General features: G+C 75.3%; 11 protein-coding genes and 1 pseudogene. 8 read left to right on the top strand and 4 right to left on the bottom strand.

The features are described 5' to 3' along the window. The first annotated feature begins 185 nt into the window (after window positions 1-185). On the top strand, window positions 186-923 hold the full coding sequence (locus tag ACLJT4_RS00880; RefSeq protein ID WP_016575979.1) for a ferritin-like fold-containing protein: 738 nt from the start codon (window positions 186-188) through the stop codon (window positions 921-923). A 48-nt stretch (window positions 924-971) separates the two neighbouring features. Here ACLJT4_RS00880 and ACLJT4_RS00875 read toward each other — a convergent pair whose 3' ends face one another. From ACLJT4_RS00875 to ACLJT4_RS00860, 4 genes are all read right to left on the bottom strand, one after another. Next, entirely contained in the window at window positions 972-1,265 is a 294-nt protein-coding gene (locus tag ACLJT4_RS00875; protein ID WP_233656877.1) for a hypothetical protein, read from the bottom strand. Between the two features lie 274 nt (window positions 1,266-1,539). Continuing rightward, the gene (locus tag ACLJT4_RS00870) at window positions 1,540-1,767 is read right to left on the bottom strand and encodes a DUF3107 domain-containing protein (RefSeq protein WP_411120519.1); all 228 of its coding nucleotides are present in this window, start codon (window positions 1,765-1,767) and stop codon (window positions 1,540-1,542) included. 141 nt (window positions 1,768-1,908) lie between these two features. Beyond that, a complete protein-coding gene (locus ACLJT4_RS00865; protein WP_016575982.1) occupies window positions 1,909-2,550 on the bottom strand; it encodes a TetR/AcrR family transcriptional regulator in 642 nt (213 codons plus the stop codon). 148 nt (window positions 2,551-2,698) lie between these two features. Beyond that, the gene (locus ACLJT4_RS00860; RefSeq protein ID WP_016575983.1) at window positions 2,699-2,923 is read right to left on the bottom strand and encodes a hypothetical protein; all 225 of its coding nucleotides are present in this window, start codon (window positions 2,921-2,923) and stop codon (window positions 2,699-2,701) included. Between the two features lie 151 nt (window positions 2,924-3,074). Between ACLJT4_RS00860 and ACLJT4_RS00855 the strand changes: the two genes are divergently transcribed. The 7 genes and pseudogenes from ACLJT4_RS00855 (at window position 3,075) to moeZ (ending at window position 12,148) form a co-directional block, all read left to right on the top strand. After that, a complete protein-coding gene (locus tag ACLJT4_RS00855) occupies window positions 3,075-4,106 on the top strand; it encodes an alpha/beta fold hydrolase (RefSeq protein ID WP_411120518.1) in 1,032 nt (343 codons plus the stop codon). Window positions 4,107-4,114: 8 nt separating this feature from the next. Continuing rightward, window positions 4,115-5,548, top strand: a complete 1,434-nt coding sequence (locus ACLJT4_RS00850; protein ID WP_411120517.1) for a DUF3152 domain-containing protein — start codon at window positions 4,115-4,117, stop codon at window positions 5,546-5,548. A gap of 171 nt (window positions 5,549-5,719) precedes the next feature. Beyond that, window positions 5,720-5,944: pseudogene (locus ACLJT4_RS00845) on the top strand (ABC transporter ATP-binding protein); the annotation flags it as partial. Window positions 5,945-6,143: 199 nt separating this feature from the next. Then, window positions 6,144-7,907: a DUF3492 domain-containing protein gene (locus ACLJT4_RS00840; protein ID WP_411120516.1), complete on the top strand. Its 1,764-nt coding sequence runs from the start codon at window positions 6,144-6,146 to the stop codon at window positions 7,905-7,907. A 211-nt stretch (window positions 7,908-8,118) separates the two neighbouring features. Then, entirely contained in the window at window positions 8,119-9,384 is a 1,266-nt protein-coding gene (locus ACLJT4_RS00835; RefSeq protein WP_411120515.1) for a hypothetical protein, read from the top strand. Window positions 9,385-9,670: 286 nt separating this feature from the next. Beyond that, entirely contained in the window at window positions 9,671-10,630 is a 960-nt protein-coding gene (locus tag ACLJT4_RS00830) for an NAD-dependent epimerase/dehydratase family protein (RefSeq protein ID WP_016571662.1), read from the top strand. A gap of 339 nt (window positions 10,631-10,969) precedes the next feature. Further along, window positions 10,970-12,148 carry an adenylyltransferase/sulfurtransferase MoeZ gene (moeZ, locus tag ACLJT4_RS00825; protein WP_016571661.1) on the top strand — a complete coding sequence of 393 codons (1,179 nt, stop codon included), beginning with the start codon at window positions 10,970-10,972 and terminating at the stop codon, window positions 12,146-12,148. Window positions 12,149-12,218 lie beyond the last annotated feature (70 nt).

Genomic DNA, 12,218 nt, shown 5'->3' with positions numbered 1-12,218 from the left:
CCACCGACTACTCGGCGGGTCCTTTAGCACTGTACCCCGGATGTCGCCCCTGAATCCGAAGGCGTGTATGACTGAGGAATTCATCACGGCGCGCCGCACCCGTCCCGACGACCCCGCGCACGGGTGGTCGAGCCGTGGCTGACCAGGGCCTTCCGTGGCCCCTCGGGCGGGCTATTGTGCCGGTCATGGAGACGCCTGACAACGCCGCTGCTGACGCCCAGGAACACACCGGAATCGCCGCCCAGGACTGGGATCGGGCATCCGCCGACCCGCACTACCGGGCCGCCGTGATCGATCTGCTCGGTGCACTCGCGTACGGCGAGCTGTCCGCCTTCGAGCGCCTGGCGGAGGACGCCAAGCTCGCCCCCACGATGGACGACAAGGCCGAACTGGCCAAAATGGCCTCGGCGGAATTCCACCACTTCGAGCGGCTCCGGGACCGGCTCGCCGAGATCGAGGCGGAGCCGAACGAGGCGATGGAACCGTTCGCCGCGGCGCTCGACGAGTTCCACCGCCAGACCGCGCCGTCGGACTGGCTGGAGGGCCTGGTCAAGGCGTACGTCGGCGACTCGATCGCCAGTGACTTCTACCGCGAGGTCGCGGTGCGGCTGGACTCCGACACCCGCGACCTGGTGCTCGCGGTGCTGGACGACACCGGGCACGCCACCTTCGCCGTGGAGAAGGTCCGGGCGGCCATCGAGGCCGAACCGCGGGTCGGCGGGCGGCTGGCGCTGTGGGCCCGCCGCCTGATGGGCGAGGCGCTCTCGCAGGCCCAGCGGGTGGTCGCCGACCGCGACGCGCTCTCCACCATGCTGGTCGGCGGGTTGGCCGACGGCTTCGACCTGGCCGAGGTCGGCCGGATGTTCTCGCGGATCACCGAGGCGCACACCAAGCGGATGGCGGCGCTGGGCCTCGCGGCCTGACGCGGTCGGCAACGGCGTACCGGCCGCGTCGCGCCGCGGGGCGGCTGGTCAGCAGGCCGTCCGGTGGCCCTTCAGCGGGGCGGCCGGGCGGCGGGGCCGGCGGCGCGGCGGGCGCACCAGGACCGACAGCAGCGCGGCGCCCACGGCGCACGCGGCGACCATCACCTGCACCGGGTGGCCGGGCCCCAGGATCGACCGGGTCAGCAGCGCGCCGAGCAGCGCGGCGACCGGGCCGGTGGCCAGCGTCAGGACGCGGTCGGGGAACCGTTCCGGCAGCCATCGGCGCGCGGACAGGGCGATGGCGAATCCGACGATCACGGCGCCGAGCGCTTCCCAGATCATGCTGTTCCCTCCCGCGTGACGAGGCCGATCGGTCGAACAAATCGGTCGTAGGCGGTCGTACCCAGGGGCCGCCGGCAACAACCCTCCGGCGCGGGCCCGCTTGTCCGGTCAGCGTGCGCCTGCGTCCGGCCATCGGGCAAGGGATTTCGGGCGTGGATTTCCGGTGCCGCGGTGGGCGCTGGAACGCCACAGGGCGGCGGCCCGGAGAACGCTCTCCGGGCCGCCGCCCTGCGGTGTCGGTGACGGCGCCCGCGCGCCGGCCTCGGTGTGCCGCTCAGGGCGCGCCGAAGCCCACCTTGCGGGCGGTCGGCTCACCGAGCTCCACGTAGGCCACCCGGCTCGCCGCGACGAGGACCTTGCGACCGTGATCGTCCACCAGGCACAGCAGCTCCGCCTTGCCGGTCAGCGCGTCGCTCACCGCGCGCTCGACCTCCTCCGCGGGCTGCCCGCTCTCCAGAACGATCTCGCGCGGCGCGTGCTGCACGCCGATCTTGACCTCCACGGCTACTGTCCCTCCGATGGTCTGGGGGTCCCCCGACGTCAGCCGGGGGAGGGTGCGCGGCCAGCCGCGCGGTACGCAGCCCACATTAGCCCGGTGCGGGGACGGACAGGACGTCACCGAACACGCCAGCAGCGAACACGGTCAGTGGGTGTCGGTGCCGTGCAGCGGGAATCCGGCGATGCCCTTCCAGGCGAGCGAGGTCAGCAGCTGCACCGCGGTGTCCCGCGGCACCTGGCTCTTCGAGGACAGCCAGTACCGCGCCACCACCTGGGAGACCCCGCCCAGGCCCACGGCCAGCAGCATCGACTCGTCCCGCGACAGCCCGGTGTCCTCGGCGATCACCGCGCTGATCGCCTCGGCGCACTCCAACGACACCTTGTCCACCCGCTCGCGGACGGCCGGCTCGTTGGTCAGGTCCGACTCGAAGACCAGTCGGAAGGCGCCGCCCGGGTCCTCCACGTACGCGAAGTAGGCGTCCATGGTGGCCGCCACCCGCTGCTTGTTGTCGTTGGTGGACTCCAGGGCCGTGCGCACCGAGTGCAGCAGGGCCTCGCAGTGCTGGTCGAGCAGGGCCAGGTACAGCTCCAGCTTGCCGGGGAAGTGCTGGTAGAGCACCGGCTTGCTGACGCCGGCCCGCTCGGCGATGTCGTCCATCGCGGCCGCGTGGTACCCCTGCGCGACGAACACTTCCTGGGCCGCGCCCAGGAGCTGGTTGCGCCGGGCTCGGCGTGGCAGGCGCGTGCCCCGCGGGCGCGCCGCCTCGGTCTGCTCGATGGCGCTCACGCTGCCTCCCAGAAATCGTTCCGTTCGCGGTCCGTACAAGGTGGTGCACCGCGGCCGTCATCGTACTTTTGGGTAACGGGGCTGTGTGCGGTCCGTGGGGAGAAATTCTGCCCGGCACCGGTCTTCGAAGGCGACATAACGTCCCAGGTCATCGGTATTCGTCTTCGTTGAGTTCGACGACCCGGGCCTGTTCGGCGCGGTCCGCCTCGTTCGCGGAGAAGTCGCCGCCGGTCACCGTGTCGTCGCGGTGCGGGGCGAGGTCGGCGTGCTGCTCGGCGGCGTCGGCCTCCGGTGCCTCCACGTCGATCTGGGTGAGGTTGGGGCCGTTCGCCGCTTCCTCGAAGGTGTCGGGGTCCGTCGGGTCGACGTGCATGGTGGCTCCCTAGTCCGGTGCGTACGGGGGCCCGGTCCGCCTGTGGTGGCCGCCCTAGCTACGAGCCTAGGAGAGCGGTTGCGGGTGCGCGATGCGGTGTGTGACCGCGAACACACAATCGGGGGCGTGATCGTCTCGTAACATCGACCCCATGTCTTCGACCGAGTCGCCGGACACCGCGACAGCCGCCGTCCTCCCGGTGCCGCCGGCCGGCCCCGGCGCCCCGGGCGCCGCGGACGAGGCGGTCGAGTGGACGACGCTGGCGTCGTCGCCACGGCTGACGCTGGCCGTCCGGACCCCGGGCGTCCCGGCCGGCGCCGCCGACCGGACGCGTGAACCGGCCCTCTACGTCCACGGCCTGGGCGGCTCGTCGCGGAACTGGTCGGCCCTGATGCCGCTGCTCGCCGACCGGCTGGCCGGCGAGGCGATCGACCTCCCCGGCTTCGGCGAGTCGCCGCCGCCGGACGACGGCAACTACTCGGTCTCCGCGCAGGCCCGTGCGGTCATCCGCCACCTCGACGCGGGCGGGCGCGGCCCGGTCCACCTCATCGGCAACTCCATGGGTGGCGCGGCGGTGACCCGGGTCGCCGCGACGCGTCCCGACCTGGTCCGCACCCTCACCCTGATCTCACCCGCGCTGCCCGAACTCCGGCCGCAGCGCACGGCGGTGCCCACCGCGCTGCTCGCGGTCCCCGGCGTGGCCCGGCTGTTCGGCCGGCTCACCCGCGACTGGACGGCCGAGCAGCGCACCCGCGAGGTGCTGGCGCTCTGCTACGGCGATCCGGCCCGGGTCACCCCCGAGGGCTTCGAATCCGCCGTGGAGGAGTACGCCCGACGGCTCGAACTCCCTTACTTCTGGGAGGCGATGGAGCGTTCGGCGCGCGGCGTGGTCAACGCCTACACGCTCGGCGGCCAGCACGGACTGTGGCGTCAGGCCGAACGCGTCCTGGCACCCACGCTCCTCGTTTACGGTGGACGCGACCGCCTGGTCTCCATCCGGATGGCGCGGCGGGCGGCCGCGGCATTCCGCGGTTCGCGGTTGCTGACCCTTCCGGAGGCGGGACACGTGGCGATGATGGAGTACCCCGAGGCGGTGGCACGGGCCGTCCGCGACCTGGTCGACTCCGCAGCGGCCCGGTCCGAGGCCCCCGGTGCCGCGCGGCCCGCGGCGGACGGGAGCTGACGGGCCCCGTGGGACGACACAGCCGTCAGGGCGGGCCGCAGCGCCCGTCCGGTGACACGGCCGAGAGCACCGGCAGTACGCCCCCCGCCCCCGCCCCCGGCACGGGGCGCCGACGCCGGACGGCCGGCCCGCCGGAGGGCGGCGGCGCGGTGCGCGGCGGCCATCCCGAACAGCGCGAGCCGGGCGGCGGCTGGGGCACGGACCCGGAGCCGACCGCCGCCGGCGCGTACGGCCACGCGCCGGGCGCCCAGGCCGCGCCGAGGATTCCGCGACCGCGGTCCGCCGAGCCCGGCGGGGCCCGGTCCGCGCCGGGCTCCTACGCCACGCCCGCCGCGGGTACGCCCGTCTTCGGCGCTCCGGTGGCGTCGCCGGGCGGCGGGCCGGGACCGCGGCGGGAGTACCTGGAGGCGTTCGGCGACCCGGCCCGGCCCGGCGCGCGCGGCCACGAACCGGCCGACCTGCCGGCGGGCGCCCCGACCGAGCGGGCCGCGGCGTCCCTGGACGGGCTCTCCGGCGGTGCGCCCGACGCGGTCTTCGCGGCGCCGGCGGGAGGCCGGGACGACGGCGATCCGACGGCGGTCGAGACCGCGACCGAGGACGGCGCCGGGGCCCGAAGCGCCCCGCGCGCGGCCCGCAAGGGCACCAAGGCGCGCACGTTCACCGGTGCGGCGGCCGCGGCGGTGACCACCGCACTCGCCGTCGTCATCGCGGGTCAGGTCGCCGACCAGCAGCGCGACGACGGCGGGGCGCAGGCCCGCAGCGGGGACGACCGGAGCGACACCGGCACCGACGAGGCGTCGCGTTCCGAGGTGCGGGCCGGCCAGGACGCCAAGCCCGCCGACTACGCCACCCAGATGACCCAAGTCTTCCCGCTCGACCCGCAGTTGACCGCCAGCGGCCAGTTCCGGCCGGCCGGCGGCGACGCCAAGGCGCCCGGCCACGGCAAGGTGCTGCGCTACCGGGTGGACGTCGAGGAGGGACTGCCGCTGGACGGCCGGCTGTTCGCCGATGCCGTGCACAAGACCCTGAACGACGACCGGAGTTGGGCGCACGGCGGGCGGCGCACCTTCCAGCGCGTCGGGTCCGGCGACGCGGACTTCGTGATCTCGCTGGCGAGCCCGGGGACCACCGCGAAGTGGTGTGCCAAGTCCGGCCTGGACACCACCGAGGACAACGTCTCCTGCGACTCGGCGGCCACCGAACGCGTGATGATCAACGCATACCGGTGGGCGCAGGGCGCCAAGACCTACGGCCCCGACAAGATGCTGGCCTACCGGCAGATGCTGATCAACCACGAGGTCGGGCACCGGCTCGGACACAACCACGAGGCGTGTGCGCGGCAGGGCGCGCTCGCGCCGGTGATGATGCAGCAGACCAAGTTCCTCACCACGGACGGGGCGACCTGCCGGCCCAACTCCTGGCCGTACCCGACCGGTCGGTGAGCCGGTCGGGCGGGGCGGAGCGTCGGCCGCGCGGCGTTGAGACGACTCGTCCCGCCCTGCGAGACGCCTTGCCGGGAACCGAACCGCCGCCCGAAGCCGTGGGCCTGTAGCGGGAGTTCGGCCTCGACCCGGACTGGGTGCCGCCGCTATCCGCGCGAGTTCGGCGGCGGCCAGTTGGGCCTCGCGCTGGTCTTCATCGCCCACGACCTGGCGGTGGTCCGGGCGGTCGGCGACCGGGTGGCGGTGCTGCGGGCCGGCCGGATCGTCGAAGAGGGGCCGGTCGACCGGGTGTACGACAGTCCGCAACACCCCTACACGCGGGGGCTGCTGGCGGCCGTCCCGGTGCTGGATCCGCAGGTCGCGGTGGGGAAGCGGGCGCTGCGGGCGGCGGCCTGACGGCCGGACCACCCCGCCCAACGGCCCCATAGCGCGGCGAAACGGCCCGAGGGGTGGAAAGTCACGCGCGTTCACCCCTTCCGGTGGCGCGATGGACAACCGTCCATCGCGCCACCGGCCCCTTTGCGTAGCTTCTTCCTGCAGGTGGCGGGTGACGTGCCGCGCCAGGACGCCGATATGGGAGGACGGGGGTGCCGTCGTGCGCATTGGACTGCTCACCGAGGGTGGCTATCCCTATGCGTCCGGTGAGGCGCACGGGTGGTGCGAGCGGCTCGTGCGCGGGCTCCCCGGCCACGACTTCGCGCTCCACGCGCTGACCACGGACGCCCGGCAGGACGCCCGGGGCCCCGGGGAACTGCCGGCCAACGTACGGCTGGCCGGGTCGGCGCCGCTGTGGGGCGACGTCCCGGTGGTGCGGCGCCGGACCGCACCGGAGCACCCCGGGGGGCGATCCGCCGGCCGCCGCGCCCGGCGCCGGTTCGTCGAGCACTTCGGCGACCTCGTGGCGGCCTGCGCGGCGCCGGCGGCGGGGGAGCGGGCCACCGGCGCGGAATCCGGCGCGGACGACCAGGCGGACCGTTTCGCCAGCGGCCTCTACGGGCTCGCCGACCTGGCCCGCGCCGGCGCCGCACTGCCCGCCCTGCTCCGCTCCGAGGAGGCCGTGCGGGTCCTGGAGGCCGTCTGTCACGGCCCCGGCGCGGCGCCCGTCCTCCAAGGGGCCCAGGTCACCGACCTGTTGGCGGCCACCGCGGAACTAGAGCCGGCGCTCCGCCCGCTCGCGCTGGACTGGTACGGCGACGCCGGGCTCGCCGGGGTCGACCTCTGCCACGCCACCTCGGCCGGCGCCGCCGCCCTCCCGGGGCTGCTGGCCAAACGCTTCTTCGGGACCCCGCTCCTGGTCACCGAGCACGCCGTGCGCCTGCGCGAGCACTACCTCACGGCCCCGACCGCACCGCGGACCGCGCCCGTGCGGGTGCTGCTCGCCGCCTTCCGGCGCGCCCTGGCCGCCGAGACCTACGCCCGGGCCGCGCTGATCACCGCCGGCGGCACCCGGGCCCGCCGCTGGCAGGAGCGGTGCGGCGCGGACCCGGCCCGGCTGCGCACGGTCTACCCGGGCAGGGACGCCGGCCCCTTCGCGGCGGTGCCGGACGCCGCGCCGGACGACTCCGCGACCCTCGTGTGGACCGGCGCCATCGCCCCGGACAAGGACCTGGTCGGACTGCTGCACGCCTTCGCCGCGCTCCGCAGGGAGGTGCCGGCCGCCACCCTGCGGATCATCGGCGGCCTGGGCGCCGACCCGGAGGCCGCCGGCTACCGCGCCCAGTGCCGGGCGCTGGCCGCCCAACTCTTCCCCGACGAGGCCGTCGACGCCCGGTCGGCCGGGGAGAACCCGGTCAGCTTCGAGGAGTTCGGCGGTCCCGCCGCACCCACCCCGGCGGACGCCTACGACTCGGCGACGGTGGTGGTGCTCTCCAGCGCCGTCGAGGGGTTCCCGCGCTCCCTGGTGGAGGCGATGTTCTGCGGCCGCGCCACGGTCTCCACCGACACCGGCGCGGTCTGCGAGGTGATCGGGGGCACCGGCCTGGTGGTGCCGCCGCGCAACCCCCGCGCGCTGGCCGAGGCATGCCGGGCGCTGCTCGCCGACCCGGAACGGCGCGCCCGCCTGGGCGCCGCGGCCCGCGCCCGGGCACTCGAACTCTTCACCGTCGAGCAGAACGTCGCGGCATTTCGTGGCATCTACCTGGAACTGATCGCACAGGCCCCCGGCGGCCCCGCGGGGTGCGGCGCCACGGCCGGGGACGGCGTTCCGCGGCCCTTCGCCCGGCCCGCGGAGTCGCGGATGCCCGAGGGGCCGTCGCCGGCCGGTGTCGCCCGCACGCCGAGTTGGGCACGGGCGGGCGGACGGGCCCGGCGCACGCGGTACGGGGCGGCCGGCGAACCGGCCGCCGGGCAGGTGTGGTGAGGGTGAGGGAGACGGCAGTGGTGACGGACGTACGGGACGTGCGCGGCGCGGTGGGCGCGGCACGGGTGACGGGCCGGGCGGACGCGACGCACGCGGTGTGTCGGGGCGGCGCCCGCGGGCGGGGCCGGCCGGGGGCCGGGCGGGCGTCGTCGGACCGGGGCGGCCCCCTCGCCGGCCCCTGTCGCCGGGACCGGAGGAGAGGAGACGGCACATGACCGCGTCCGAGAGCGGCACCGCGGCGCCCCCCGCCCGGCCGGCCCCGCGGCACGGCCCCGCCGACCCGGTCCGACTGCTGATGCACCGGCACCGCATCTTGTGCGAACGGGCCGTCGACCCTCTGGAGATCGCCGCCGGCCTGGAGGCGCACGGCGTCACCGACCGCGCCGCCGCCCGCTTCCGGCACCGCGACGTGTTCTCGCTCGCCGAGGAGCTCTACGCCCGCGTCCCGCGCGCCGACGAACCGGTGCGACGGCCGGCGCCCGGGCCGACGGCCGAGCGCGAACCGGACCCGGACCTGGAACCGGACCCGGAACCGGACCCGCTCCTGGTCGCCCCCGCGCCCCGTTCCCGGTTCGCCCGCGGCGCCGTCCAACTGCTGCCCGGCGCGCTCGCCCTCGCCACCGTCGCCGCCCACGCCGCCGTGCGGCACCCGACCCGGCACCTCGTCGCGGCAGTCGACGCCGCCGGGCTGTTGCTGACCGCCCTCGCGCTGCGGCTGGCGCTGCGGCACGGGCCGCTGCGGCTGCGCCACCGCCCCGGGTCCCGGGCCGTGGTGCTGTGGGCCGGCTGGACGGTGGGCTACGCGGTCTACGGGGACTGGTTGCTGGCGCAGCTGCTCTCCGGCGGGCCCGACGTGCCCGGCCCGCACCCGCGGGCGACCGTCGCCACCGCCGTGGCGCTGGCCTGCGCGGTCGTCCCGGCCGCCGGGTGCGCCCACTGGTTCGCGGTGCGCGGCCGCCGCGGACTGGCCAGCAGCCGCGCCCTGGCCGAACTCGCCTCCCGGGTACGGCCGTTGCTGGTCGGTGCCACGGGGCTCTTCCTGGGTGCCGCGCTGGCGCTGGCGGTCGGCGCGCACCTGCTGCTCGCCGGTGCGGGCCGCCCCGGCGGCAGGTCGGCCGTCCTCGCGGCCGGCGCGCTGGCGCTGCTGCTCTTCCTCGCCCGGCTGCTCGCGGTGCACGGCTTCCCGACGGCCGCCGCGGCCGGCCTGGGCAGCGCCGCCGTCCTGGAAGCGGCGGCCCTGTGCCTGGTGCTGGCCGCCCGGTTGCCCGGGCTGGCGCCGCTCGGCACTCCGGTGGAGACCCTGGTCGCCGCCGCCGGACCGGCCGCGGTCCCCGCCGTCGCGTGCGCCCTCGCGGCCCTGGGCCTGTTCGCCCGCGGGCTGCGGGCGCTCACCGGCGCCTGCGCGCACCCGCCCGCCGCCGCGCCCGAACGCCGCGGCGGCACCCCTCTGACCGACCGGCCGGAGGCCCACCGGTGACGAGGTGCCCCACCGGCCCGTACGGGGCTGCGTACTCCGCGTACTCCGCGTACTCCGCGTACTCCGTGTACTCCGCGTTCCGCACGGCGCGGTGCCCCGATGCCGCCGCGTCGCCCGACCCGGCCCCCGCGCCGCGGACCCCACCCCCCACCGGGCCGCCCCCAGGGGCGGGCACCGCATCCGCGGTCGGCGTCGGCGCCCTTCACCCGCTTCCCTCGATCCGCATGAGGAGTCGTCACATGAACGTCCACCCGACCACACGGCACGCGCGCAGGGGGGCCGCACGATGAGGGTGCTGCTCATCGGCGCCAACGGCTACCTCGGCCGCTACGTCGCCGACCGCCTGCTCGCCGACCCCGCCGTCCAGCTCACCGCCCTCGGCCGGGGGGACGACGCCGACGTCCGCTTCGACCTCGCCACCGGCAGCCCGGGGGCGCTCACCCGCTTCCTCGACGCGGTCCACCCCGGCGTGGTCGTCAACTGCGCCGGCACCACCCGCGGCGGCGCCCGGGAGCTGACCCGGCACAACACCGTCGCGGTGGCCACCATCTGCGAGTCGCTGCGCCGCAGCGGCTGCGGCGCCCGCCTGGTGCACCTCGGCTGCGCCTCCGAGTACGGGCCCTCACAGCCCGGCTCGTCCACCGCCGAGGACGCCGTGCCGCGCCCCGGCGGCCCGTACGGCGTCAGCAAGCTGGCCGCCACCGAGCTGGTGCTGGGCTCCGGTTTGGACGCCGTGGTGCTGCGGGTGTTCTCGCCGGTCGGCCCGGGCACCCCGGCCGGCTCGCCGTTGGGCCGGCTCGCCGAGGCGATGCGGCGCGCGATGCAGTCCGGGGACAACGAGCTCAAGCTGGGCGGGCTGGGGGTGCAGCGGGACTTCGTCGACGTCCGGGACGTGGCCCGGGCGGTGCACGCCGCCTCGCTCTCCGCCGCGCAGGGCGTGGTCAACATCGGGACCGGGCGGGCGGTGCGGCTGCGGGAGGCCGCCGCGGTGCTCGCCCGGGTCGCCGGGTTCGGCGGCTCGCTGCACGAACTCGACTCCCCGCCGGCCCGGCTGGTGATCCCGGCCCCGGCCTCCGAAGGGCACGCGGTCGGCACGCCCCCCACCGCCTACCCGTATCCGGACGGCTGCGGCACCTGGCAGCAGGCCGACGTGCGCACCGCCCGCGACCGGCTTGGCTGGCGCCCGCGGATCGTCCTGGAGGAGTCCCTCGCCGACATCTGGATGGAGGCGGCCTGCCGCATCTGAGCCGCTGGTCGGGCGCGGCACCGCCACACACCGATCCGCGAGACGGGTGTCCGGCCAGTGAGACGGCTGGCGGCGGGTACGGGGGTGGAGCACCCGCCCCCGTACCGCGCCGGCCAGGGGCGTCGGCCGTCCGGTGCGCGCAGGCCAGTGAGGTGGTGGCGGCCGTGGGCGACGCCGGGGAGTCGCTGCCCGGCTACTGGGACGCATTCGTCTCGCACACCGGACCGGGTGTCTCGGAATGAAGAAGGCCGTGGCAGTGTTACGGGGAGAACCGTCTCCACCGTTCCCGGTTCCGACCGGGGCGGGGGAACCCCATCGAGACCGACCAACGGAGTCCCCGTGTCGCTGCCACCCCTGGTCGAGCCCGCTTCGGAGCTCACCGTCGACGAGGTCCGCAGGTACTCCCGCCACCTGATCATCCCCGATGTCGGGATGGACGGGCAGAAGCGGCTGAAGAACGCCAAGGTGCTGTGCGTCGGCGCCGGCGGCCTGGGTTCGCCCGCGCTGATGTACCTGGCCGCGGCCGGCGTCGGCACCCTGGGCATCGTGGAGTTCGACGAGGTCGACGAGTCGAACCTGCAGCGCCAGATCATCCACAGCCAGGCGGACATCGGCCGTTCCAAGGCGGCCTCCGCCAAGGACACGGTCCTCGGCATCAACCCGTACGTCACGGTCAACCTCCACGAAGAGCGCCTCGACTCCACCAACGTCATGGAGCTCTTCGCGCAGTACGACCTCATCGTCGACGGCACGGACAACTTCGCCACCCGTTACCTCGTCAACGACGCCTGCGTGCTGCTGAACAAGCCGTACGTCTGGGGTTCCATCTACCGCTTCGACGGCCAGGCGTCGGTGTTCTGGAGCGAGCACGGTCCGTGCTACCGCTGCCTGTACCCGGAGCCCCCGCCGCCCGGCATGGTGCCCTCCTGCGCCGAGGGCGGCGTGCTCGGCGTGCTCTGCGCCTCCATCGGGTCGATCCAGGTCAACGAGGCCATCAAGCTGCTCGCCGGCATCGGCGACCCGCTGGTCGGCCGCCTGATGATCTACGACGCGCTGGAGATGACGTACCGCCAGGTCAAGGTTCGCAAGGACCCCAACTGCGCGGTCTGCGGCGAGAACCCGACCGTCACCGAACTGATCGACTACGAGGCGTTCTGCGGTGTGGTCTCCGAGGAGGCCCAGCAGGCGGCGGCCGGTTCGACGATCACTCCGCAGCAGCTCAAGGAGTGGATCGACAACGACGAGAAGATCGACATCATCGACGTCCGGGAGCCCAACGAGTTCGAGATCGTCTCGATCCCCGGCGCCCGCCTGATCCCGAAGAACGAGTTCCTGATGGGCACCGCCCTCCAGGACCTCCCGCAGGACAAGAAGATCGTCCTGCACTGCAAGACCGGCGTCCGCTCCGCCGAGGTCCTGGCGGTCCTGAAGTCCGCCGGCTTCGCCGACGCGGTGCACGTCGGCGGCGGCGTCATCGGCTGGGTCAACACCGTCGAGCCGGAGAAGCCCGTCTACTGAGCGGCTCCGCGAGCGGGGCGCCGCCCCGTGACGCGTGACGGCGCCGGTCCGTGCGATACGGACCGGCGCC

This window comes from Streptomyces sp. x-19 (assembly GCF_046549115.1).
GTDB lineage: Bacteria > Actinomycetota > Actinomycetes > Streptomycetales > Streptomycetaceae > Streptomyces > Streptomyces albulus_C.
This window is presented reverse-complemented; position numbering and strand designations above follow the sequence as displayed.

Bases quoted from the DNA above. Each gene is read 5' to 3' on its own strand.
- ACLJT4_RS00830 (WP_016571662.1), top strand. From the start codon at position 9,671: ATGAGGGTGCTGCTCATCGGCGCCAACGGCTACCTCGGCCGCTACGTC.
- ACLJT4_RS00835 (WP_411120515.1), top strand. From the start codon at position 8,119: ATGACCGCGTCCGAGAGCGGCACCGCGGCGCCCCCCGCCCGGCCGGCC.
- ACLJT4_RS00855 (WP_411120518.1), top strand. From the start codon at position 3,075: ATGTCTTCGACCGAGTCGCCGGACACCGCGACAGCCGCCGTCCTCCCG.
- ACLJT4_RS00880 (WP_016575979.1), top strand. From the start codon at position 186: ATGGAGACGCCTGACAACGCCGCTGCTGACGCCCAGGAACACACCGGA.
- ACLJT4_RS00875 (WP_233656877.1), bottom strand. From the start codon at position 1,265: ATGATCTGGGAAGCGCTCGGCGCCGTGATCGTCGGATTCGCCATCGCC.
- ACLJT4_RS00860 (WP_016575983.1), bottom strand. From the start codon at position 2,923: ATGCACGTCGACCCGACGGACCCCGACACCTTCGAGGAAGCGGCGAAC.